Source organism: Aquabacterium sp. (assembly GCF_048860245.1).
Taxonomy (GTDB): domain Bacteria; phylum Pseudomonadota; class Gammaproteobacteria; order Burkholderiales; family Burkholderiaceae_C; genus Aquabacterium.
Map to the genome: position 1 here is coordinate 1 of NZ_JBLIZW010000010.1, position 22867 is coordinate 22867.

Genomic DNA, 22867 nt, shown 5'->3' on the forward strand with positions numbered 1-22867 from the left:
GATCAGGCCGCCACCATGGCCGCCTTGAAGGTCAAAAAGCTCAGCAACGAACTCCAGTTATCCCTCCTGTAGTGGCACGCTGACTAGGTCAACCTAGTCAAATCAACCACTTACAGCATTTGGTGTCGAACTCGGGCGTGCGACGTGCTGGTGCTCGACATCAACCTGCCCGGTCGCAGCGGTCTGGATGTGTTGCACGTACTGAAGGAAGAAGGCAGCACACTCAAGGTGCTGGTGGTGTCCATGTACCCCGAAGACCAGTACGCGATGCGAGCCCTCAAGGCCGGGGCATCCGGTTACTTGAACAAGGGCAGCGACGCCGCCCAGATCGTGGCTGCCGTCAAAACCGTGGCACAGGGCAAGAAGTACGTGACACCAGAAATGGCGCAGATGCTGGTAGACAACCTCACCACGCCCGCGCAGGAAGATGCCCACCAGAAGCTCTCGGATCGAGAGCTGCAGACGCTGGTGATGATTGCCTCGGGCAAGCGGCTGTCGGACATTGCAGAACAACTGCTGCTCAGCCCCAAGACCGTAAGCGTGTACCGCGCACGGGTGCTGGAAAAGCTGGGGCTGACCAACAACTCAGAACTGACCGTTTACGCGATTCGCAACGGTCTGGTCTGATTCACAAGCGCGCATCAGGTGCGTGTCAGAAGCGCACGCCAAACTTGACGCTCACGGTGGTATCTTCCCCAGTCTTGTCGGCTTCGAACGCCAGGTTCGTGACCAGCAGGTTCAGGTTGGCGCCCGCAAACACGCGTGTCTGGGTGTAGCGCTCAGCAGCCCAGCGGTCGTTCTTGGTCGAGGCTTGGCTGGCCACCACACCCACGCCGGCATACGGCGTGAAGAAGGCAAAGCCCTTGGAGATGGACAGGTCCACGCCTTGGCTGCGCAGGCTCATCTCGCCCAAACCGTTGGCTTGGTTGGCATGCAGGCGAACGGCCACGGCAGGCGTCAGCACGCCCCCTTCCACGAAGGCCCACTTCACCGAGCCCCCCACCGCCGACACCGAGCTGCCGGGCACCATGGTGTACGACACGCCCAGGTCCACCCCAAACGGCAAACCCTTTTGCGCACGCAGTGCCACGGTTGGCAAGGTGCCGGGCACATTGCTGGAGCCCGTGGCGCGCTCGACAATGGCTTTGCTCTGGATGCTCGTGCCGCCAGCCGTCAAGGCCACATCAAAACCGATCAGGCCCAGGCCGGATGCGGGCGCGTGCTGGCGATCCACCAAGGTGGCGCTCAGGTCTTCTGACAGCTGACGGAATTCGCCTTGCGACTGGAGTTGATCCAGCGCGTTGAACTTGTAAGCCTGCGCGGCCGAAGCAGCCACCAGGCCCAGAACGGCAGCGCCCACAGGACGCAACAAACGGGTCGACATCAACATACACACTCTCTCTGCTTGAAAAACGGTCTCACTCAATGGTCGTGAGCTTGGCCACGCTGAGCATCAACCACTTGGTGCCGTGTCGGCCAAAGTTGACCTGCACGCGGGCATCGGCGCCCGAGCCTTCCAGCGTCAGGATGACGCCTTCACCAAACTTGTTGTGGAACACCGACTGCCCCACCTTGAAGCCCCCTTCGGACTTGGCTTGTGCCATGGCCTTGGGAAGCGGCGCCGTCAAATCCTTGAAGGACTCCTCGCGCTTGGGATAAGCGCCATACGACTGACCACCATAACCACCCCGACTGCCTCCGCCATGTGAGGACGCACCACCACCCGATGAGCGATAGGGCTGCGCCCCGGCACCGACCATCGAGCCCATGCCCTTGCCACTGGACCAGGCATCCTGATACGACTGACCAAAGCCCGAGCCAAAGCCCTGGTTGCGCGGGGTGAGCCACTTCAAGGCCGACTCAGGCAACTCATCCAGAAAGCGGCTCTTGATGTTGTAGCGCGTCTGGCCATGCAGCATGCGCGTCTGGCAGAAGCTGATGTGCAAACGACGGCGCGCCCGGGTGATGGCCACGTACATCAAGCGGCGTTCTTCCTCCAGCCCATCGGTGGAGTTGGACGAGTTTTCGTGCGGAAACAGCCCTTCTTCTAGACCGGTCAGGAACACGTTGTTGAACTCCAGACCCTTCGAGGCGTGGATGGTCATCAACTGCACGGCGTCTTGCCCGGCTTGCGCCTGGTTGTCCCCCGCTTCCAAAGAGGCGTGCGTCAGAAAGGCCAGCAAGGGAGAGATGATTTCGCCCGTCTCGGCATCCGGCAAGGTGTCCACCGGGGCCACAGCCGCCGGGAAGCCCGCCGCGATGCTGCCGGCCGACTCGTCAATGGGCAAGGCCACGGCATCTTTGCCAAAACCCTCTTGGGTCACAAAGGCTTCGGCCGCGTTCACCAGTTCGGCCAAGTTCTCCAGCCGCTCCTGGCCTTCTTTTTCATTGCGATAGAAGTCGGCCAAGCCAGACGCCTCCACCACATGCTCGATGATCTGGCGCAGTGTCAGGCCTCGCGTGGCCTCGCGCATGGCATCCACCATGGCCACAAATCCCTGCAGGTTGGCGCCTGTTTTGCCCGGCACCGCCGTGACGCTTTGCGACAGGCTGCGCCCGGTGCTGCGTGCGGCATCCTGCAGCAACTCGACGCTGCGCGCACCAATGCCACGTGCAGGAAAGTTCACCACGCGCAGAAAGCTGGTGTCGTCGTTGGGGTTCTCGATCAGTCGCAGATAGGCCAGCGCATGCTTGACTTCGGCGCGCTCGAAGAAGCGCAGGCCGCCATACACCTTGTAAGGCACCCCGGCGTTGAACAGGGCCGACTCCATCACGCGCGACTGCGCGTTGCTGCGGTACAGCACCGCCACCTCGTGCAGCGGCTGGCCGTCGCGTTTGAACTGGCGAGCCTCGTCCACCACCCACTGCGCCTCGGCAAAGTCACTGGCGGCTTCGTAGATGCGGATGGGTTCGCCCTGCCCGGCATCCGTGCGCAGGTTTTTACCCAGGCGTTTGCTGTTTTGCGCGATCAGGGTGTTGGCCGCATCCAGGATGTGGCCGTGGCTGCGGTAGTTCTGCTCCAGCTTGATGACTTTCTGGACGCGAAACTCGCGCTCGAAGTCCCCCATGTTGCTGACCTGCGCGCCACGGAAAGCGTAAATGCTCTGGTCATCGTCACCCACAGCAAACACGCTGTTGCCAGTGACGGCCGGGTTGCCCGCAAACATTTTCAACCACAGGTACTGCAGTCGGTTGGTGTCCTGAAACTCATCCACCAGAATGTGTTTGAAGCGGCGCTGGTAATGGTCACGCACAGCCGGGTTGTCGCGCATGATTTCGTAGGTGCGCAGCATCAGCTCGGCAAAGTCCACCACGCCTTCTCGCTGGCATTGGTCTTCGTACGCCTGGTACACCGCCAGTTGCATGCGACCGACCTCGTCACGCGGCTGCAGGTCCTGCGGACGCTGGCCGTTGTCCTTGGCGTTGGCAATGAACCAGGTGGTCTGCTTGGGAATGCACTTCTCTTCGTCAAACTTCAGGGCCTTGATGACCCGCTTGACGGCAGACAGTTGGTCCTGCGTATCCAGAATCTGGAACGCCTGTGGCAAGCCAGCGATCTGAGCATGGGCGCGCAAGAAGCGGTTGCACAGGCCGTGGAAGGTGCCAATCCACATGGCGCGGGTGTTGACCGGCAACATGGCCGACAAACGGGCCTGCATTTCCTTGGCGGCCTTGTTGGTAAACGTCACCGCCATGATGCCCGCCGGCGTGGCCTGCCCGGTTTGCAGCAACCAGGCAATGCGGGTGGTGAGCACGCGGGTCTTGCCCGAGCCGGCCCCCGCCAAAATCAAGGCAGGCCCCGGGGGCGCCGTCACGGCCGCCAACTGTTCTGGGTTCAAACCCGCCAGCAGGGGCGATGCACTGCCGGGGGCAGGCGACGAAAACAAATCCGGGGACGCGCTGTGCTCAATCATCCGGGGATTTTAGGCTCCCCGGCAGGCTGTGGCGCTCAGGCCAGACCCAAGGCCGCTTGACGGGTCATCAAGCGCTCCATCAGTTCACGCACCGAACGGATCTGCGCGCCAAAAGGCAAGGCCCCCGCACCGCGGAAGAACAGCCCTTTCTTCACATCCCCCCGCAGCGCTGCGGCCAACTGGTTGTCAATGCAGAACTGGCCCCAGCCCGCCAAGCCGTCGCGCAAACCGCACTGCGCCAGGCAGTCAAAGGCCTTGGTGCAACGGTTCTTGGCATGCACGACCGCCTGCAAACGGTCTTCGATCTTCAGGTAAGCCTTCAACCATGGCGTGCCCACGGCACGGGCCGGCAAACCTGCCACGCTGGTGAATTCGACCATGTCCTCGTCGCGGGCCTCGGCCAGCACGCGCTTGAACTCGGGGTGGGCATCGCCCTCCTCGGTCACGGCAAACGGGGTCCCCAGTTGCACGCCGGCTGCGCCCAAGGCCTGCACGCGCTGGATGTCTTCATACGAGCGGATGCCACCCGCCGCAATCAACGGAATCTCTTTTTCAATGCCGGCCGCACGCAAGAACGCCAGCGAGTCTGGGATCACGCGCTCAAAGTCAAAACGGGGGTCATGGAGGTCAGCAATCTTGGCGGCGCCCAAGTGTCCACCTGCCAAACGGGGGTGCTCGATCACGATGGCATCGGGCAGGCGCTTCTTGCGCTCCCACTTCTTGACGATCAGTTGCACGCCGCGGGCGTCCGACAAGATCGGGATCAGCAAGGCGTTCGGATGATCTTGCGCCAGATCGGGCAGGTCCAGCGGCAACCCGGCCCCCACCACCACGGCATCCACCCCAGCTTCCAGCGAGGCTTTGACGTAGCCGGCGTAATCACTCACCGCGCGCATGACGTTCATGGCCAGCAAGCCTCGGCCTTGCGACTGCTCACGCGCCGCCTTGACTTCGCGGGCCACGGCCTCACGGTTGGCTGCATCCACTTGGCGGCGCGTATCTTCGTCTTGCCCCACACGGCTCGACAAGCCCTCAGTGCGGGCCATCAGGTCAGGGTGATGGCGGCGCGCATCCACCGCAGACAAGGTCCCCACGCCCCCCATGGAGGCCACGGTACCGGCCAAACGATGTGCCGACACGCCAATGCCCATGCCCCCCTGCACGATGGGCAGCAACTCACGTCCGCCCAAGCGCATGGACTTCAGCCCGCTGTCACGCAACTGACTGGCCAACGCCTCGTCGATGTGGGCAGAGGATGAAGGGTTCAGAGAGGCGAAATCAGCAGACATGGTCGGAAATCCATCAAAAGGAATCCCGACGGTATCCGGCTGACGTGATCAGGGGCTTGCGACAGGTCAAGCCTCGTCCAGCTTGAACGTCTCTCTGTAGTCAGGAACCCTCGATTTAATGCACAACTGTTCCTCAATGCGCAATCTGAGGGTATCGGCGGCCTGCGGCTCACCGTGAATGACAAAAACCTGCGACGGTTTTTTGCCCAAAGCACCCAGCCAACTCAACAGGTCGTGTTGGTCGCCGTGGGCCGACAAGCCTTCGATCTGGCACACCTCGGCGCGGATGGGCACGTACTCGCCAAACATCTTCAACGAGGTCGCCCCCGCCGCCAGCGATGCCCCCCGCGTACCGCCGGCCTGGAAGCCGCTCAGCACGATCGAGTTGCGCGAATTGGGGCCGAAATGCGCGATGTGGTGCAGCACCCGACCGCCCGTCACCATGCCGCTGCCGGCAATGATGACCTGCGGGAAACGCTGCCCCAGCAAGGCCTTGGAATCTTCAACCTTGCGAACGAAACGCGTCATGTGGTGGATGCCCTGACACTCTTCCGGCGTCAGGCGATGACCTTCACGATGACGGTCGTAAATGCCGGTCGCCGCCACGCCCATGGGGCTGTCCAGCACCACAGGCAGATCCGGAATGGCTCCGGCCTGCTTCAGTCGATACAGCGAGTACAGCACCTCTTGGGTGCGACCCACGGCAAACGCCGGAATGATGATGGAGCCGCCGCGCGCAGCGGTGCGGCGCACGATGTCGCCCAGCTTATCGATGGCGTCGATGTTGGGGTGCAGGCGGTCGCCGTAGGTGGATTCGATCACCACCCAGTCGGCCTTCTGCCCGGTGGCAGGGGGCCACATGACGAGATCGTCGTCCCGCCCCAGGTCTCCCGAGAACAAGATCGCCTTGCCGCCATGGGCAATGCGGATGCTCGCCGCACCCAGAATGTGCCCGGCTGGCGTGAACTCAATCTGCACATCGTCACCCAGGTCCAGCTTGCCATCGCTGTGAATCCGCTTGATGCGCTTGAGGCACTCTTGCGCGTCTTGCACGGTGTACAGCGGCTCGGCCGGCTCGTGTCGGGTGGCCTTGTGTCGGTTGCGATACCGTGCCTCTTCTTCCTGCAGGTGTGCCGTGTCTTGCAGCAAAATCTCGCACAACTCCGCCGTCGCGGCGGTCATGTAGATGTGGCCTTTGAAACCATTGCGAATCAGCAGAGGCAAAGATCCACTGTGATCAATGTGCGCATGCGTCAGCAACACCGCATCAATGCCGCGCGGATCAAACGGCAAGGGCTCCCAGTTGCGCTCACGCAGGGTTTTGAAGCCCTGAAACAGGCCGCAGTCCACCAACAGGCGCTTGCCACCCACTTCCACCAGCGTCTTGGAGCCAGTCACCGTGCCCGTGGCACCGTAAAACGTCACGTACATGTTTGAAATTCCTTGATCGTCGAATCAGGCCTGAGGCGGCTGCGCCTGCCTCACCAATTCGAGCACGCGTTGCACGGTCGGCCGCAGTCGGCGCCACGTTTGCCACAGCCCCCAGCCGCGGCCCAACAAGCCCACCGCCGCACGGGGTCGCCAGGCCAGCAAAAGCCCACCCGCCAAGGCCACCAACCAAGGGTGCTGTTTGACCCATTGGCCGCCCGCCTTCACCTGCGCCACCGTTCGCACAGCCGGGGCAAAGGTTTGTCGAACCTGCACGGCCAGCACTTCACGCTGCACCGCACAGCGCTGCTGCAACATCAACTTGCGCAGCGCCAAATCATCCAAAGGTGGCTTGCTCACAACCCGGCCTCCCGGGCCGCCTCAGCAGGCGACTTGACCGTTGCCACGGGCTCAGGCGAGGCCTCTTGAGGTGATGCGGCCCGCATCAATGCTTGCCGGTCCGCATCCAGCTCCGCCAACGTGGCCGCGAGCATGTCGCCCGAGGCCTGCACCAGCCGGCGCACACGCCACATGGCCCACGCCGCCAACGCAAAAAACAGCACGGTCATGCCCCCCAACACCGCCAAACGGTGCGAGTCCCAGAACAGTACTGTCACAAACACCGCTGCAAAAGCCAAGCCAAAGCAGCCTATCAAAACGGCAACGGCGCCCCAGGCCACAGTGGCCAGCAGGCGCCGCTTTTCTTCCTCGACCTCGGTCACCAGCAATGCCAGACGCGTCTGGAAGATGGCCATCAATGTGGCCAACAGCCCCTGCAGTGAGGCCCCCAGGCCGCCTGCGCGCTCAGATTCCGCCATGCCGATACGAGGTCTTCAATGCGCTGATCAACGACGGCCGATCAGCATGCCCAACAACAGCCCCACGCCAGCAGCAATGCCCACCGACTTCCAGGGGTTCTCGTGCACATAGCCATCGGTTGCCTTGGCGGCAGCCTTGGCCTTGTCCACCACGGCCGCTTGTGCATCGATCAGGCCATTCTTGGCATTGGCCAAGGTATGCGCCACACGCTCACGCAACTCGGCCACGCTGCCACTGGCATCGTGTGCGGTCGCAGCCAGCAAGGCTTCGGCATCCGCCATCACCAGCTTCAGGTCCGACATCAGCTTGTCTTTTTGTGCAGAGGTCAATTCGCTCATTTAGCTCTCCTTGGTGAAACCCAATCGTCGATCAATGCAAGACCAACAGCGGCACCTGGCTGTGCGCCAGCACGCTCTTGGTCAACGAACCATGAATCAAGGCATCCAGCCCATGACGACCATGTGAGGCCATGACGATCAAATCACAACCCTGCTTGGCCGCCACATCCACAATCGACTGCTGAATGTTGTCGGTGATCACAAACTGCCCGTCAAACGGCACACCGGCTGCCTTGGCCTTTTCCGCAAAGGCCAACAAAAGCTCGCGTGCATGCGCTTCACAGCGCTTTTCGTGATCTTGAAAGGTGGCGACGTCATACGCCACAGCCGCCTGCTCCACCACCAGCACCGGCAATGGCGGCTCGGCCGTGAACCCCGTGATTGATGCGCCCAGCATCTTGGCCAAACCAATGCTGTGCTCAATCGCTTTGTTGGACAACTCGCTGCCATCCACGGGCACCAGCAAATGTTCGTACATGCGTGACTCCTGAAAACAGACCGTCTCACAGCGGTCACTTTGATCGTAGAACCACTTTGGCCTTCCAGCCAAGACTTGATCATGACAGCAACACCAGAAAGGTCAACATGCTTGATCCATCGCAGAAAAGCCCTTCATCCATCGAATGAGCCCCAAGCACGCAGGCACCAACTAAAATCGCGGTTTGCCGCTGATTTTTCAGTGCCAGCATTTGCGCGCAGAGCGCCCCCACACCATGACCGAACTCGCCAAATCCTTCGAACCCGGCCCCATTGAAGCCAAGTACGGCCCCCAGTGGGAGCAACGTGGTCTGTACAAGCCCACGCTCGACGAGTCCAAGCCGTCTTTCTGCATCCAGCTGCCGCCCCCCAACGTGACCGGCACGCTGCACATGGGCCATGCCTTCAACCAGACCATCATGGACTCGTTGACACGCTACCACCGCATGAAGGGCCACAACACGCTGTGGATTCCGGGCACTGACCACGCCGGCATCGCCACCCAGATCGTGGTGGAGCGCCAGCTGCAGGAAAAGGGCCAGACCCGTCATGACCTGGGTCGCAAAAATTTCGTGGCCAAGATCTGGGAATGGAAAGAGCAATCCGGCTCCACCATCACCCAACAGATGCGCCGCATGGGTGACTCAGTCTCGTGGGAACACGAATACTTCACCATGGACGACAAGCTGTCGAAGGTCGTGTCCGAAACCTTCGTGCGCCTGTATGAAGAAGGCCTGATCTACCGCGGCAAGCGCTTGGTGAGCTGGGACCCCATCCTCAAATCCGCCGTGTCAGACCTCGAAGTCGAAAGCGAGGAAGAAGACGGTTCGATGTGGCACATCCGTTACCCCATCGAGGGCAGCGATGAGACCCTGGTCGTGGCCACCACCCGACCCGAAACCATGCTGGGCGACACCGCCGTGATGGTTCACCCCGAAGACGAGCGCTACCAGCATCTGATCGGCAAGCTGGTCAAGCTGCCCATCACCGGCCGCCTCGTGCCCGTGATCGCCGACGAACACGTCGACAAGGAATTCGGCACCGGCGTCGTCAAGGTCACCCCGGCCCACGACACCAACGACTACCAGGTCGGCCAGCGTCACAGCCTGCCGATGATCACCATCTTCACGCTCGAAGCGAAGGTGGTGTCGCACTTGACCGAGATCCCCGAGGCCTACCGCGGTCTGGACCGCTTCGTGGCCCGCAAGGCCCTGGTGGCCCAACTGGAAGCCGAAGGCCTGCTGGTCGAAGTCAAGAAGCACAAGCTGATGGTGCCCCGTTGCGCCCGCACCGGCCAGATCATCGAGCCCATGCTGACCGACCAATGGTTCGTCGCCATGACCAAGCCCGGCGCGCAGGGCAAGTCCATTGCCGAGCAAGCCATTGAAGCGGTGGAATCGGGCGAGGTGAAGTTCGTGCCCGAGAACTGGGTCAACACCTACAACCAGTGGATGAAGAACATCCAGGACTGGTGCATCAGCCGCCAACTGTGGTGGGGTCATCAGATTCCCGCTTGGTACGGCAGCAACGGCGAGATCTTCGTTGCCCGCAATGAAGACGAAGCCCGCACCCGCGCCAAGGCCGCCGGTTACGAGGGCGAGCTGACCCGCGACGAAGACGTGCTGGATACCTGGTACTCGTCGGCACTGGTGCCCTTCTCCACCCTGGGCTGGCCTGAGCAGACCAAGGAAATGGACCTGTTCCTGCCGTCGTCCGTGCTGGTCACCGGCTACGACATCATCTTCTTCTGGGTCGCCCGGATGATCATGATGACCAAGCACTTCACCGGCAAGGTGCCCTTTAAGCACGTCTACATCCACGGCCTGGTGCGCGATGCCCAAGGCAACAAGATGTCGAAGTCCGAAGGCAATGTGCTGGACCCGGTCGACCTGATCGACGGCATTGCCCTGGCCCCGCTGCTCGACAAGCGCACCACCGGCCTGCGCAAACCCGAGACGGCACCCAAGGTGCGCAAGGCCACCGAAAAGGAATTCCCAGAAGGCATTCCTGGCTACGGCGCAGATGCCCTGCGCTTCACCTTTGCGGCGCTGGCCAGCCTGGGCCGCGCAGTGAACTTTGACTCCAAGCGCTGCGAGGGCTACCGCAACTTCTGCAACAAGCTGTGGAACGCCACCAAGTTCGTGCTGATGAACACCGAAGGTCAGGACTGCGGCCTGAACCTCGACAAGCAACCCGGCCAATGCGCTGCCACCGGCTATCTGGACTTCAGCCCGGCGGACCGCTGGATCGTGTCCGAGCTGCAGCGCGTAGAGGCCGCCGTGGCGCAAGGCTTTACCGAGTTCCGCCTCGACAACGTGGCCAACAGCATCTACCAGTTCGTATGGGATGAGTACTGCGACTGGTACATCGAAATCGCCAAGGCACAGCTCAACGCCGCCAAGGACACCGGCAACGAGGCCGCCGCCCGCGCGACCCGCCGCACCCTGATCCGCGTGCTGGAAACCGTGCTGCGCTTGCTGCACCCCATCACGCCCTTCATCACCGAAGAGCTGTGGCAAGTGGTTGCCCCTGTAGCTGGCCGCAAGGCAGCGGATTCGGACGACACCATCGTGGTGGCGGCCTATCCGCAAGCTGACCTGAGCAAGGTCTGCGCCGAGTCGGACGCCTGGATGGCCAAGCTCAAGGCCCTGGTGGGCACCGCCCGTAACCTGCGTGGCGAAATGAACCTGTCGCCCGCAGAGCGCGTGCCTCTGCTGACCACCGGCGACGCCGCCTTCATCGAGCAGGCCGCCCCCATCGTCAAGGCATTGGGCAAGCTCAGTGAAGTCAAGCTGCTGGACGAAGCCGCGTTTGCGGCCGCCACCGCCATGGCCCCTGTGGCCGTGCAAGGCGAAGCCCGCCTGGCCTTGCACGTCGAGATCGACGTGGAGGCCGAGAAGGCTCGCCTGAGCAAGGAAATTGCCCGTCTGGAAGGTGAAATCGCCAAGGCCCAAGGCAAGCTCTCCAACGAAAGCTTCGTGGCCCGTGCACCTGCCGCCGTGGTGGAACAAGAAAAGGCCCGCGTGGCCGACTTCACCACCACGCTGGAGCGTGTGAAGCAGCAATTCCAGCGTCTGGGTTGAGCCTCATCAGAAAGCAGTACCCATGAGCATCATCACCAAGGCCATCTTCCCGGTGGCCGGGTTGGGCACACGGTTTTTGCCCGCCACGAAGGCGCAGCCCAAGGAAATGCTGCCGGTCGTTGACAAGCCCTTGATCCAGTACGCGGTCGAAGAAGCCTACAACGCCGGCATCCGCGAAATGATCTTCGTCACCGGTCGCCACAAGCGCCCCATCGAAGACCATTTCGACACCGCTTTCGAGCTGGAATACGAACTGGAGCAGGCCGGCAAAAACGAACTGCTTCAACTCGTGCAATCCATCAAACCTGCAGACATGGAGTGCGTGTTCGTGCGCCAGCCCAAGAGCCTGGGCTTGGGGCACGCCGTGCTGTGTGGCGAGCGCCTGGTGCGCGGCGAACCTTTTGCCGTGCTGCTGGCCGACGACCTGATGGTGGGCGAGCGGCCCATCCTCAAGCAAATGGTCGATCAGTTTGAACAACTGCAAGGCTCGGTGTTGGCCGTGCAAGAGGTCCCTGCCGAGCAAACCAAGCGCTACGGCATCGTGGCGGGCACCATGGTCAACGACCGCATCATGGACGTCACGCGCATCGTCGAGAAGCCCGCGCCGGAAGTGGCGCCTTCCCGTTTGGGCGTGGCAGGCCGCTACATCCTCACGCCTGCGGTGTTTGAGCAGATCCGCCTCCAGCCTCGCGGCGTGGGCAATGAAATCCAGCTGACCGACGGCATTGCTGGCCTGCTCGCCAGCGAGAAGGTCTACGCTTACCGCTACGAAGGCAAGCGCTACGACTGCGGCAGCAAAGAAGGCTTCCTGGAAGCCAACGTCGAGTTGGCCCTCACCCATCCACAGGTGGGCGCCTGGTTCCGTGACTACCTCAAGCGACTGAAGCTGGACTGACCTTCAACGCTTTGCCACAGACCTAAAACAATGCAAAACAAAGGGGCCTCATCACTGAGGCCCCTTTTTCATTCAGGTCGATGCTGATTTCTCTGCACTGGGAGGCGGCAATTTACCCTCCACCTCCAGTTGCATGATGATCATGTTGACCAAGGTGGCAACGGTCGGTCGGCCGGTATCCACCGTGTAGTGCGCCACCTCCTCGTACAGTGGGTGGCGCTGGTCGTACAACTCGCGCAACTTGGCCAAGGGATCGGCAACTTGCAACAAGGGGCGCTGCGTATCGTGTCGCAAACGGCGATACAGCTCGTCAGGCGACGACCGCAGGTAAATCACCGTCGTTCGATCACGCAGATGTTCACGGTTGACGGGCCGAAGCACAGCCCCACCACCGGTTGCCATGATCAGCGGCCCTTCGGAATACTGAGTCAACTCGTCTAGGACGCGCTGCTCCAGATCGCGAAAAGACGCTTCACCGAACTGCTCGAAATACGAACGGATCGGCATGCCGATCCGTTCTTCCAGAACCGCATCGGAGTCGAGGAACCTCGCCCCGATGCGCTTGGCCAGTTGCCGCCCGACGGTGGATTTACCGCCGCCGGGGAGGCCGATGAGAGAGATCACCATGAAACGTCAGTGAACACTGCAGCTGGTACCTTTGCCATAAGGATTATCTGCAAATGCAGGTTTTGCCTCAGAGCCAAGAATTCCAGACGGGTATGGCAGCACCTCCGTAAACGTACCAGTACCTTCCGTACCCGACACGACCCCGGTTACGTAGATTTTAATGCGAAGCCATGAGGCAACATTCTTCAAATAGGTAACCTGCAGACCAACCGCACCGGTAGCATCCGTTTTGGTTTGAGTTGCATCGATAAACGAGATTGCGGCGTCGGATTTACGAGGCTCCAGCACCTTGTCATTATCATGATCCTCCGAAGTGCCGGCATTAACCCCATTCCTATCCTCATCTTCGTTGGCGCACCCATAATACGTTTGATCCGAGTTATCGCGATCTGCGTAGGTCGCGGTTGACGGAAGCGTATTATTTCTCACCCATGCAGATCCATCGTAACCGTACGAACCCTTCTCGAAACCAGTTAGATCCAAAGTTGGGGTGATTTGCACATTAGCCTTGGCTTGGCCTGATGCATTTACAACTTGAACCACATACTTAACAACATACCTTAGACCATCAGAGGTCTCCTCGATCTTGTCATTGGGACCGATTGTGATGTTAAACGCATCCTTAATAATGGTAGCTGAATTTGTCGTTGCCACTGGACACGCCGCAGAACCAGCTGAGGCAGTGCCGGAAGACGATGGAACAAAATCTGTCCTGCTATAGCAAGCTCTCAGCACCAATCCATTTGGACCGGTAGTTGCCGTGCCAGGGATGTAGGCTGTCGTAGCAACTCCATCTGCGTCCGTGTACAACACACTGGCTGCTGATGCAAACGTCCCCTTGCCGGGCAACACAGCATTCTCATCAAAACTTACCCGCACATTGGCGAGCGGATTTCCTGAAACATCAAACGCCTTAAAACGCACAGTCGCTTGATTGGCGGTCGATCCAGACGTATTGGCAGCAATAACGGTTGGCTCGACAGCCAAGTCAACAGAACCGATGACCGCAGCGTCAGGAACGACAACGGACGTGGACTGAGTAACAGGAATTGTGACAGTCTGAGAGACGCCGCCGGCAGAAACCGCAACTTGGAACTCAGTAGACGTGTAGGTGGAGGGCAAAGTAAAGCTATACCGATACACACCAGTCGCCGAGCCAGTTTCAGCGAGATTACTAATAGATCCAAGCGAACTGCTAGCAGAAACTGCCAAGCCGGAGATGGCGGACCCACTTGCATCAGTGACAGCGATGTCAACTTTTCCAACGTCCCCCGGCGAAAGCACGCTTGGAAGCGGCGTTGTGGCGATTTTGATGCCGGTGACGCTGAACGACCGTGTCTCCGAAACGTTGCCCGACGTAGCTTTTACTGTAACCACTCTATTCGACTTATCTGCCGAGAAGTCAACCGTAGCAGTAAGCTTGCCGTCCGTCCCCGTGACAGTGCTCGTACGATAAAGCTGTCCACCCGATACCTCAAAGGCAATAGGCGCCTTCGCCACAACTTCGCCTGAGTCGTTCACCGCTGTCACAGTCACGGTAACAGGCGTAGCATCCGTATTTGAAACTGTCGTCTTGCTCAACGACATAATCAAAGCAGTAGCGGTGCTGGACGTACTTGTATTGCTTCCGAATGGTGATGTTCCGGCATCACTACCACCACCGCCGCAACCCACCAGACTACTTACCGCCACTAATGCAGCAAGCCAAAATTTGCATTTCATTTGAACCCCTAATCTCTAGGTTTCCCCAAATACTCTAGCCGCTAAAAATCAGCGCAACGAACCCTTGTCCGACACCACCTTGGGCGTCAGGAAGATCAACAACTCGGAGCGACCAGAGGAGGCCGAGCGCGTCTTGAAGAGGTTGCCCAACACGGGAATGTCGCCCAACAAAGGCACCTTCGTCTCCGTGCTGTTTTCCGTCTGCATGAAAATACCACCGATCACAACCGTGCCGCCGTTCTCCACCAAAACCTGGGTTTGAACGTGCTTGGTGTCAATCGCGTAACCTGCTGTCGTGATCTGACCCACGCTGTCTTTGGTCACATCCACATCCAGAATCACGCTGCCTTCAGGGGTGATCTGCGGCGTGACTTCCAACTTCATGTTGGCTTTGCGGAAGGCGATGGCCGTGGCACCAGACGAAGTCGCGGTTTGATAGGGCAGTTCGGTACCTTGCTCAATCAAGGCCTTCACTTGGTCTGCCGTGATCACTCGTGGACTCGAAATGATCTTGCCCTTGCCATCTGCTTCCAGTGCCGACAGCTCCAAGTTCAGGAAACGGTTGGAGTTGGCCCCAAACAAAGACAAAGCAATGGACGACGCGGTGTACCCGTTGATACCTGACGCAGGCAAGTTCACGAAGTAACTGTTGGGGGTGTAGCTGCCCGACGTCTGAGTGGCCTGCAGCGTTTGTTCTCCAACGCCTTGGTAGGTACCGGTAATCGCCACGCGGTTGTCACCGCCCACACCAAAGCCAGGTGTTCCGCCACGCAGTCCACGCAGGTCAACAGCACCCAACTTCACGCCCAGATTACGGCCAAACGTGTCGGTGGCCTCCACAATGCGAGCCTCAATCAACACCTGACGAACAGGAATGTCGATCTTCGTGATCATCTGCTGAACTTCTTCCAGTTTGGATGGAATGTCGTTCACGAACAGTTGATTCGTACGAGTCTCGTAAATGACCGTGCCACGTGGCGACAAGATTCGAGTCTTAGAACCCGCGCTGCCACCGCTGCTGTCCCCCGTCAAACCCTTGGCAATTTCTTCAGCCTTGGTGTAATTCAACTGGAACGACTGCGTTCGCAACGGTTCCAAGGCTGCGACTTGAGCCTTGGCCTCCAAGTCGAGCTTTTCCTTGGTATTGATCTCGTCCTTCGGCGCAATCCACAACACATTGCCGGACTTGCGAACACCCAAGCCCTTCGCCTGGAGAATGATGTCCAGAGCCTGATCCCAAGGCACGTCCTTCAGACGCAACGTGACGTTACCTGTCACGGTATCGCTGGTCACTACGTTGAAGTTGGTGAAGTCAGCGATGACTTGCAACAACGCCCGAACTTCAATGTTCTGGAAATTCAGCGACAACTTCTCGCCTGCGTAACCTGGACCCTGAGTCAGCTTGTTGGGATCTTGTTTGCGAGGACGAACCTCCAAGACGAACTGATTGTCGCTCTGATATGCAGAGTGCTCCCAGTCACCCTTGGGCGACACCACCAGTTTGACCTTGTCGCCGGCTTGCTCGGCCGTCATGCTCTGCACGGGGGTACCGAAATCAGTCACATCAAAGCGACGCTTCAAGCGCTCAGGCAAACTGGCGCGCATGAACTCAACCACCAGGTTTTGCCCCTGCTGCTTGATGTCCACACCCACTTGGCTGTTCGGCAACTCGACAACGACCCGCCCAGAGCCATCTTGTCCACGACGGAAATCCAAGTCCTTCAGCGCCATGGTGCTGACGTTTTTGTTCTCGGCAAAATGCACTGTGTCTTCTTTTGCCGGCTTCTTCACCGTCGCCGCAGCGACTTGTTGCACGGCCTCGGGTGCAGTCCCCGATGCTGGATCAAGGACCAACAACAACGACTTGCCCTGCAATTGGGCGCGGTAAGTCGTTGCCTGCTTCAAGCTCAGCACCAACCGCGTGCGGTCACCACCCTGGGCCACATTCACCGTGCGAACGTTGCCTTGGTTGACCTCAACCATGTTGCGCGGGAGGTTGCTGCTCACGCCGGGCAAGTCAATCGCAATACGCGGAGGCGTCTGCACAACAAAGCCTGCCGGCACTGCAGCCAACGGCTCGGACAACTCAATGCGGATCACATCGCCGTTGCCTTGTTGCCCACTGGTGATCGCTTCGATGGCAGCAGCAGCCCAAGTCAGGGAAGAAACCATGGCCAAAGACAGGCCCGTCATCGCAACACGCCACGATTTCATATTCATAGTCTCCAGCTTCGTCTTCATCGTCCACCCTCCTGCAACTGCAGGGTGGTTGGACGTTCAATCCATTCGCCTGCGGCGTCTTGCACGATCTCGCGCAACGAGATCTCAGTTTCGGTGATCTTCAAGATCTTCCCGTAATTCTGCCCAAGGTAGTCCCCCACCTTGACCTGATAAAGCAAGTTATCAACCTTCAACAGCGCATAGGGCAACCCCTTGCGAGCCACGCTACCCACCATGGTCATGGAGTCAAGCGGGAACGCTTCCAAAGGTTCCTTGCGACGGCTCAACTCCGCAGCGACTGCGGAGTTAGGTTGCCGAGCCTCCTGACGAAGCGCCCCAGACAACTTTTGTGTACTGAAGGGCTCTGACCCTTCCATGCCTGCGTACGCTTGAGGATGAAACTTTTGAGGCGGAGACAAGGGCTGCACCGTCGGCTGAGCCTCATGCCGCTGCTGATCCATCCATGCCTGCAACTCGTCCTGTTCGCCACTACAGGCGCACAGAGAAACTGCTGCAATCAAGGCAACGCAATGTGCTTTACGCATCATTTCTTGTTCCCCTTCTTGTCCTTGTCTGCGCGCATGGCATCCACCTCGGCCGGATCCAAGTAGCGATAGGTCCGAGCTGTCGCTTCCATGTACAACTGCCCGGAAGTGTCTTTCGCGTTGACGTTCGCAATCTGCAGATTGTGCAAGGTCACAATACGCGACAGATTGGCGATATCGCCCGTAAAGGCACCGATATCGTGATAACGCCCGGTGACACGAATCGAAATGGGCAACTCTGCGTAGTAGTCCTTGACCACCACTTGCCCAGGACGGAATAGATCAAAATCCAATCCGCGCCCCAGGCCAGCCTGGTTGATATCAGACAGCAATGCGTCCATCTCAGCCTTGCCAGGAAGCTGCTTCTCCAGCTGCTTCACGTACTCTTCAACCTGAATCCGCTGTTTACGCAGCTCGCCCAAGTTGATGGCTTGCGCGACCTTGGAACGATACTCTTCCTTCAGTTGAGGCTCTTTGTCTCGCTCGGATTGCAACTCGTCACTCTGGCCAGACAGCAACAAGGTCCACGCCATTGCGAGTACAGCCAAAGCTGCAAACAAAAAGGCAGCCAGCTTAGGGAGAATGGGCCACTGGCCTGGCTCATTGGGATTCAGCCCCTGAAATTGAGACTGCGCCTGCTCAAACAGAGCATTCAGGTCGATATTCAAATTTGGATTGGCCATATCAAACCTCAAGGCAGACTCGCTGCAGAGGCAGCTGGTTTGGGCGCAGAGGCCGATGGCGTCGTCTTGGCTACGCCACTTGCTGCAGAGGCCGCCGCAGAGACATCCTGAGGCCGCTTGAGTCCCACCTTGACGGAGAACTCAAACAGACGCTTGTTGTCTCGCGCATCCTTGGCGTTGGAAACCTGCGCTTTGATTTCTTGAAGCTCCGGGTGCTCCAGCCACTCCGAATTGGTGTTCGTGTTACGCAAGAACTCTGACACCCGCTCGTTCGACTGAGCCACGCCCGACACCATGACGCTCTGCCCGTCTTGCTTGACCGCGGTCAGATAGATGCCCTCCGGTGTCTGGCGCACCAGTTCGTTGAGCAGATAGACAGGCATGTTGCGGTCGGTCTGAAGATCTTCCACAGCGCGCTGACGAGCCTTCAGAGCCTCGATTTCACCCTTCAAGGTCGAAACGTCTTTGATCTCCTCGTCCAGCTTCTTGTTTGCAGCCACCAAAAACGCATTGCGCTCTTGATGTGCGGACATCATCTGCTGCTGGACACCGTATCAAAGCGCCGAGATCACGGCACCCGCCACGACGGAAATGCCTAACCCGACAAAAAAAGCCTGCTTGCGCAGCCGACGCTTCTCTTCGCGGTGGGGCAGAAGGTTAATCAAAATCATGCGAGGAACCTCCGCATGGCCAAGCCACAAGCGGTTAGATAAGACGGCGACTCACGACGCAACTTGCTCTCACGCACAGCAGAGCCAAGCTTCATGCCCTCGAAAGGATTGACCACCATGGCGGCAAAGCCCGTCAGCTCAGTCACACGATCTTTCAGACCTGGCAAGGCAGCCGTGCCGCCAGCCAACATGACGTAATGAACCTTGTGGTGAGGCGTACTCGTGAAGAAGTACTGCAACGCACGCCCAATTTCCTGAGACAAGCTGTCCACAAAGGGACTCAGGATGGTCGACTGGAAGTCCTCAGGCAGGTCACCATTGAGCTTCTTGACTTCGGCCTCTTCAAACGAAAAGCCGTACTGCCGAGAAATCAACTGGGTCAACTGAGCGCCACCGAAAGCCTGATCACGGTCGTACAAGAGCTCGTCATCGCGCAGCACCTTCAAACTGGTGTTCTCTGCCCCGATCTCGAACAACGCGATCAACGCATCCTTACCCTCACCGGGCAAAGTCTCCACGAGTCGACGTACAGCGAGTCTGGACGCGTAAGACTCAATATCCAAGATGGCAGGCTTCAGCCCCGCTGCTTCGGCCAATGCCTGCCTGTCCTGAACCCGATCCTTGCGCGAGGCCGCAATCATGACCTCAACGTCACCGGCGGACGTCGGGCTCGGACCCACGACACAAAAATCCAGGCACACCTCATCCAGCGAGAAGGGGATGTACTGGTTGGCTTCCGCCTCCACCTGCATCTCCATCTCTTCCTCGCGCAGGCCTGCCGGCAGCATGATCTTTTTGGTGATCACCGCCGACTGGGGCATCGCCATGGCGACCTGCTTGGTCTTCACGCCACTTTTGGCAACGACCTTGCGAACAGCCTCGGCCACTTCGTCGAACTTTTCGATCTGGCCGTCAGCAATCCAGCCCTTCTCGAAGGGCTCAGACGCGAATCGATCCAATACATATTCGCCAGACGCCGTCTGGCTCAATTCGACCAGCTTCACGCTCGATGAACTGATATCCAGTCCGATCATTGGCGGATGCTTGCGGCCCAAGAGCGTGTCAAGAAAGCTCACACCGTCCTCCATGCGCCGTCCCTGACGCTGGAAAGTTAATAAACCACTTCAATGCTATCAGCAAAGGTTTTGACAATGAAAGGCGTTAATGCAGGAGAAATCCCAAGCTCGTTGCGCCTTGCACACGCCTTACAGACAGTTGCAATTACACGACATTTGTGCCACACGTCTGTGCGTACCCTGGTCAAAACGGGGTTGGGCCGAGGTTTCTATAATCTCAGCACCATCCTGACGCCCACCTCATGAGCGATTCCGAACAACAAGCATCCCCCCCCGCCCCGGCACCCGACCGCACTCAGCGCGCCCAGCATGCATGGTGGTGGACATGGATCCTCAAACCCTTGTTGGTGCTGTGCGGGCTAGGTGTTGCTGGCGTTTTTGCCGGCCTGTGTCTGGCCGCGATTGGCTTGGCGGTGGCGTATCCGAATCTGCCAGAGGTGACGGGCCTGGCCGACTATCAGCCGAAGATGCCTCTGCGCGTCTACTCCAGCGAGCAAGTCCTGATCGGAGAGTTCGGGGAAGAACGTCGCCAGTTTTTGCCGATCGCAGAAATTCCCAAAGTGATGCGAGATGCCGTACTGGCAATCGAAGACGCGCGTTTTTATAAACACGGCGGGGTCGATTACGTGGGGGTAATTCGCGCCGGCTTGGCCAATTTTGGCGAGTCACGGAGTCAGGGTGCATCGACGATCACGATGCAAGTGGCGCGGAATTTTTATCTTCCCACGGAAAAAACCTTCACCCGCAAGATCTACGAAATTCTGCTCGCGCTCAAGATCGAAAGCCTGCTCAGCAAGGACCAGATTCTTGAGTTGTACATGAATCAGATCTACCTGGGGCAACGTGCGTATGGTTTTGCAGCGGCCAGCGACACTTATTTTGGCAAGCCGCTCAAGGATATTTCCGTGGCCGAGGCGGCCATGCTCGCAGGGCTGCCCAAGGCACCCTCTGCCTACAACCCAGTCCGAAACCCCAAGCGCGCAACCATCCGGCAGCAATACATCATCGACCGGATGTATGAAAACGGCTTCATCAACGCTGACCAGCGGGAAGAAGCCAAGGCAGAAGTGCTTCACTACCGAACCAAGGCCCCGATCGCCATCGAAGCTGCCTACGTCGCCGAGGCCGCCCGCCTGCTCATGCATGAGCAATACGGCGCCGACGCTTATACCCGCGGCATCAATGCCTACACATCCGTCAACATGACGGAACAAGTGGCTGCGTACAAGGCACTTCGAAAAGGCTTGCTGGATTTCGATCGCCGCCAAGCCTGGCGCGGCCCCGAGGCCTATGTTGACCTGCCGGATGATCCGCACCAGATGGATGTGCGCATCGCGGAAGCCCTGGAAGATCACCCAGACAGTGAAGACATCCGCGCCGCCATTGTCACGCGCGCAGAACCGAAGCAGTTGGTTGCTGTGCTGCAGTCTGGCGAGCAGTTGATCATCGGGCCGGAAGGGCTGAAGCTTGTTGGTAACGCCCTGACCGAGAAAGCGACACCGAAGCAACAGATTCGCCGAGGTGCTGTGATCCGTGTCCTGAAGGACAAAGATGACCGCTGGTCGGTGGTTCAGTTGCCACAGGTTGAGGGCGCTTTTGTATCGTTGGACCCGCAGACCGGACTCATCCGCGCCTTGGTGGGCGGGTTTGACTTCGATCGCAACAAGTTCAACCACGTCACTCAGGCGTGGAGACAACCCGGCTCCAGCTTCAAGCCCTTCATTTACTCCTCGGCACTGGAAAAGGGCTTCACACCCGCCACCGTGGTCAATGATGCCCCACTGTTCTTCGATGCAGGCACGACCGGCAGCCAAGCGTGGGAGCCCAAAAACTACGACGGCAAATTTGAGGGCCCCATGACGCTGCGCCGTGGTTTGGCCAAATCCAAAAACATGATTTCCATTCGCGTGCTGCGCTCAGTCGGCGCCAAATACGCTCAAGACTGGATCACTCGTTTTGGATTCGAGGCAGACAAACATCCGGCATACCTCACCATGGCGCTGGGGGCTGGCTCCGTCACGCCCTTGCAAATGGCCGGGGCTTATGCCGTGTTTGCCAACGGCGGCTATCGCGTGAACCCCCAGTTGGTTTTGAAAGTCACCGACAACCGCGGCCACACACTGGCCAACTATCGCCCGACGCCACTGGACGAAAGCATGCGCACCATCGATGCGCGCAATGCATTTGTGATGAGCAGCTTGCTGCAGGAAGTGACGCGATCGGGCACCGCTGCCCGGGCACAGGCCACCCTCAAACGCCCCGATCTTTACGGTAAAACGGGCACGACCAACGACTCCATGGATGCATGGTTCGCAGGCTACACCGCGCACAACGTCGCAGTGGTCTGGATTGGCCACGATCAGCCCAGAAAACTCGGGGACAAAGAAACCGGTGGCGGCTTGGCGCTGCCAGTCTGGATTGATTTCATGACCACCGCTTTGCGCAATGTGCCCGTCGAAGAGCCGACACCACCTGAAGGGGTGGTCAACATTGGCGGCGAGTGGTTTTATGAAGAGTACACATCCGGCACAGGTGTCCGCGAGTTAGGACCTGAAGCCGGAGAGGGAGCCCACTCAGCCCCCGCAGCCACAACCGATGCAGAAAAAAAGGGCATCCTGGATCTGTTTGGCGACAAGCCACCTCACGGTGGCACGCACTGACAGACGGTCAGAACGTCAACGGTGTTTGCGCTTGCTCCGTGGCGCACGCAGACAGCACGGCAAAGAATTCCTCGCCCGTTTTGGTGTCCATCCAGCGCCCATTGATGCCCAAACGGAAATGAAAGCCGCCCTTGCGCGCAGCAAGCCACAATTCGTGCAATGGCGGCTGGGCATTCACGATCAACTGCGAACGGTTCGGCATCGACAGCGTCAGCATGCCTCCGGTACGCGCTGCGTCGATGTCCACCACATCGTCTTCCAGCCACTTGTCCACCGTTTGCTCAATGCGCGCCAAAGCTTCTCGGATCGCGGCATCGTATTGCGCGTCACTCAAACCGGAGGGCGTGGCAACTGTGGACATCTGAGCTTCCTTAGAATGTGGGGATGAATCGCAAGCCGACAATTTTACGAGCCCTGCTG

General features: G+C 59.2%; 19 protein-coding genes and 1 pseudogene. 4 read left to right on the forward strand and 16 right to left on the reverse strand.

Going from position 1 to position 22867, the window contains the following annotated elements:
• Window positions 1–126: 126 nt before the first annotated feature.
• A pseudogene (locus tag ACMV18_RS01010) lies at window positions 127–627 on the forward strand (response regulator); the annotation flags it as partial.
• A gap of 25 nt (window positions 628–652) precedes the next feature.
• Here ACMV18_RS01010 and ACMV18_RS01015 read toward each other — a convergent pair.
• The 8 genes from ACMV18_RS01015 to ACMV18_RS01050 all read right to left on the reverse strand — a co-directional run bounded on the left by ACMV18_RS01015 (window position 653) and on the right by ACMV18_RS01050 (window position 8266).
• A complete protein-coding gene (locus tag ACMV18_RS01015; protein ID WP_420816343.1) occupies window positions 653–1390 on the reverse strand; it encodes a hypothetical protein in 738 nt (245 codons plus the stop codon).
• Window positions 1391–1418: 28 nt separating this feature from the next.
• Window positions 1419–3914, reverse strand: coding sequence for a UvrD-helicase domain-containing protein (locus ACMV18_RS01020; protein WP_420816344.1), 2496 nt, complete (start codon window positions 3912–3914; stop codon window positions 1419–1421).
• Between the two features lie 35 nt (window positions 3915–3949).
• Window positions 3950–5203, reverse strand: a complete 1254-nt coding sequence (locus ACMV18_RS01025; protein WP_374257429.1) for an NAD(P)H-dependent flavin oxidoreductase — start codon at window positions 5201–5203, stop codon at window positions 3950–3952.
• A gap of 66 nt (window positions 5204–5269) precedes the next feature.
• Window positions 5270–6634 carry an MBL fold metallo-hydrolase gene (locus ACMV18_RS01030; RefSeq protein ID WP_420816345.1) on the reverse strand — a complete coding sequence of 455 codons (1365 nt, stop codon included), beginning with the start codon at window positions 6632–6634 and terminating at the stop codon, window positions 5270–5272.
• Window positions 6635–6658: 24 nt separating this feature from the next.
• Window positions 6659–6991 (reverse strand): YqjK family protein, encoded by a 333-nt coding sequence (locus tag ACMV18_RS01035; protein ID WP_420816346.1) that lies wholly within the window; start codon window positions 6989–6991, stop codon window positions 6659–6661.
• A complete protein-coding gene (locus ACMV18_RS01040) occupies window positions 6988–7449 on the reverse strand; it encodes a phage holin family protein (RefSeq protein ID WP_420816347.1) in 462 nt (153 codons plus the stop codon). The genes ACMV18_RS01035 and ACMV18_RS01040 overlap by 4 nt, the downstream gene beginning before the upstream one ends.
• A gap of 27 nt (window positions 7450–7476) precedes the next feature.
• Window positions 7477–7779: a DUF883 family protein gene (locus tag ACMV18_RS01045; protein WP_374257443.1), complete on the reverse strand. Its 303-nt coding sequence runs from the start codon at window positions 7777–7779 to the stop codon at window positions 7477–7479.
• Window positions 7780–7819: 40 nt separating this feature from the next.
• Entirely contained in the window at window positions 7820–8266 is a 447-nt protein-coding gene (locus tag ACMV18_RS01050) for a universal stress protein (protein ID WP_420816348.1), read from the reverse strand.
• A 235-nt stretch (window positions 8267–8501) separates the two neighbouring features.
• Here ACMV18_RS01050 and ACMV18_RS01055 point away from each other — a divergent pair, with 235 nt between their 5' ends.
• Together ACMV18_RS01055 and galU are read left to right on the forward strand one after the other, a co-directional pair.
• On the forward strand, window positions 8502–11348 hold the full coding sequence (locus ACMV18_RS01055) for a valine--tRNA ligase (protein ID WP_420816349.1): 2847 nt from the start codon (window positions 8502–8504) through the stop codon (window positions 11346–11348).
• Window positions 11349–11370: 22 nt separating this feature from the next.
• A complete protein-coding gene (galU, locus tag ACMV18_RS01060; RefSeq protein WP_420816350.1) occupies window positions 11371–12243 on the forward strand; it encodes a UTP--glucose-1-phosphate uridylyltransferase GalU in 873 nt (290 codons plus the stop codon).
• A gap of 72 nt (window positions 12244–12315) precedes the next feature.
• Here the strand turns inward: galU and ACMV18_RS01065 are convergent, their stop codons facing one another.
• From ACMV18_RS01065 to ACMV18_RS01095, 7 genes are all read right to left on the reverse strand, one after another.
• Window positions 12316–12870: a shikimate kinase gene (locus ACMV18_RS01065; protein WP_374257419.1), complete on the reverse strand. Its 555-nt coding sequence runs from the start codon at window positions 12868–12870 to the stop codon at window positions 12316–12318.
• Window positions 12871–12876: 6 nt separating this feature from the next.
• Window positions 12877–14592: a hypothetical protein gene (locus ACMV18_RS01070; protein WP_420816351.1), complete on the reverse strand. Its 1716-nt coding sequence runs from the start codon at window positions 14590–14592 to the stop codon at window positions 12877–12879.
• 48 nt (window positions 14593–14640) lie between these two features.
• Window positions 14641–16806: a type IV pilus secretin PilQ gene (gene pilQ / locus ACMV18_RS01075; RefSeq protein WP_374257415.1), complete on the reverse strand. Its 2166-nt coding sequence runs from the start codon at window positions 16804–16806 to the stop codon at window positions 14641–14643.
• Window positions 16807–16829: 23 nt separating this feature from the next.
• Entirely contained in the window at window positions 16830–17357 is a 528-nt protein-coding gene (locus ACMV18_RS01080; protein ID WP_420816376.1) for a pilus assembly protein PilP, read from the reverse strand.
• The gene (locus tag ACMV18_RS01085; RefSeq protein WP_374257440.1) at window positions 17357–18040 is read right to left on the reverse strand and encodes a type 4a pilus biogenesis protein PilO; all 684 of its coding nucleotides are present in this window, start codon (window positions 18038–18040) and stop codon (window positions 17357–17359) included. Before ACMV18_RS01085 ends, ACMV18_RS01080 begins: the two co-directional genes overlap by 1 nt.
• 8 nt (window positions 18041–18048) lie before the next feature.
• Window positions 18049–18576, reverse strand: coding sequence for a PilN domain-containing protein (locus ACMV18_RS01090; RefSeq protein ID WP_420816352.1), 528 nt, complete (start codon window positions 18574–18576; stop codon window positions 18049–18051).
• A 131-nt stretch (window positions 18577–18707) separates the two neighbouring features.
• Window positions 18708–19787, reverse strand: a complete 1080-nt coding sequence (locus tag ACMV18_RS01095) for a pilus assembly protein PilM (protein WP_374257412.1) — start codon at window positions 19785–19787, stop codon at window positions 18708–18710.
• A 242-nt stretch (window positions 19788–20029) separates the two neighbouring features.
• Here ACMV18_RS01095 and ACMV18_RS01100 point away from each other — a divergent pair, with 242 nt between their 5' ends.
• On the forward strand, window positions 20030–22447 hold the full coding sequence (locus ACMV18_RS01100) for a penicillin-binding protein 1A (RefSeq protein ID WP_420816353.1): 2418 nt from the start codon (window positions 20030–20032) through the stop codon (window positions 22445–22447).
• Between the two features lie 7 nt (window positions 22448–22454).
• Here ACMV18_RS01100 and cyaY read toward each other — a convergent pair whose 3' ends face one another.
• Window positions 22455–22808, reverse strand: a complete 354-nt coding sequence (gene cyaY, locus ACMV18_RS01105; RefSeq protein ID WP_420816354.1) for an iron donor protein CyaY — start codon at window positions 22806–22808, stop codon at window positions 22455–22457.
• Between the last annotated feature and the right edge of the window lie 59 nt (window positions 22809–22867).

Coding starts and splice junctions, on each gene's coding strand:
- ACMV18_RS01015 (WP_420816343.1), bottom strand. CDS start 1,390: ATGTTGATGTCGACCCGTTTGTTGCGTCCTGTGGGCGCTGCCGTTCTG.
- ACMV18_RS01020 (WP_420816344.1), bottom strand. CDS start 3,914: ATGATTGAGCACAGCGCGTCCCCGGATTTGTTTTCGTCGCCTGCCCCC.
- ACMV18_RS01025 (WP_374257429.1), bottom strand. CDS start 5,203: ATGTCTGCTGATTTCGCCTCTCTGAACCCTTCATCCTCTGCCCACATC.
- ACMV18_RS01030 (WP_420816345.1), bottom strand. CDS start 6,634: ATGTACGTGACGTTTTACGGTGCCACGGGCACGGTGACTGGCTCCAAG.
- ACMV18_RS01040 (WP_420816347.1), bottom strand. CDS start 7,449: ATGGCGGAATCTGAGCGCGCAGGCGGCCTGGGGGCCTCACTGCAGGGG.
- ACMV18_RS01050 (WP_420816348.1), bottom strand. CDS start 8,266: ATGTACGAACATTTGCTGGTGCCCGTGGATGGCAGCGAGTTGTCCAAC.
- ACMV18_RS01055 (WP_420816349.1), top strand. CDS start 8,502: ATGACCGAACTCGCCAAATCCTTCGAACCCGGCCCCATTGAAGCCAAG.
- galU (WP_420816350.1), top strand. CDS start 11,371: ATGAGCATCATCACCAAGGCCATCTTCCCGGTGGCCGGGTTGGGCACA.
- ACMV18_RS01065 (WP_374257419.1), bottom strand. CDS start 12,870: ATGGTGATCTCTCTCATCGGCCTCCCCGGCGGCGGTAAATCCACCGTC.
- ACMV18_RS01070 (WP_420816351.1), bottom strand. CDS start 14,592: ATGAAATGCAAATTTTGGCTTGCTGCATTAGTGGCGGTAAGTAGTCTG.
- pilQ (WP_374257415.1), bottom strand. CDS start 16,806: ATGAAATCGTGGCGTGTTGCGATGACGGGCCTGTCTTTGGCCATGGTT.
- ACMV18_RS01080 (WP_420816376.1), bottom strand. CDS start 17,357: ATGCGTAAAGCACATTGCGTTGCCTTGATTGCAGCAGTTTCTCTGTGC.
- ACMV18_RS01085 (WP_374257440.1), bottom strand. CDS start 18,040: ATGGCCAATCCAAATTTGAATATCGACCTGAATGCTCTGTTTGAGCAG.
- ACMV18_RS01090 (WP_420816352.1), bottom strand. CDS start 18,576: ATGATGTCCGCACATCAAGAGCGCAATGCGTTTTTGGTGGCTGCAAAC.
- ACMV18_RS01100 (WP_420816353.1), top strand. CDS start 20,030: ATGAGCGATTCCGAACAACAAGCATCCCCCCCCGCCCCGGCACCCGAC.
- cyaY (WP_420816354.1), bottom strand. CDS start 22,808: ATGTCCACAGTTGCCACGCCCTCCGGTTTGAGTGACGCGCAATACGAT.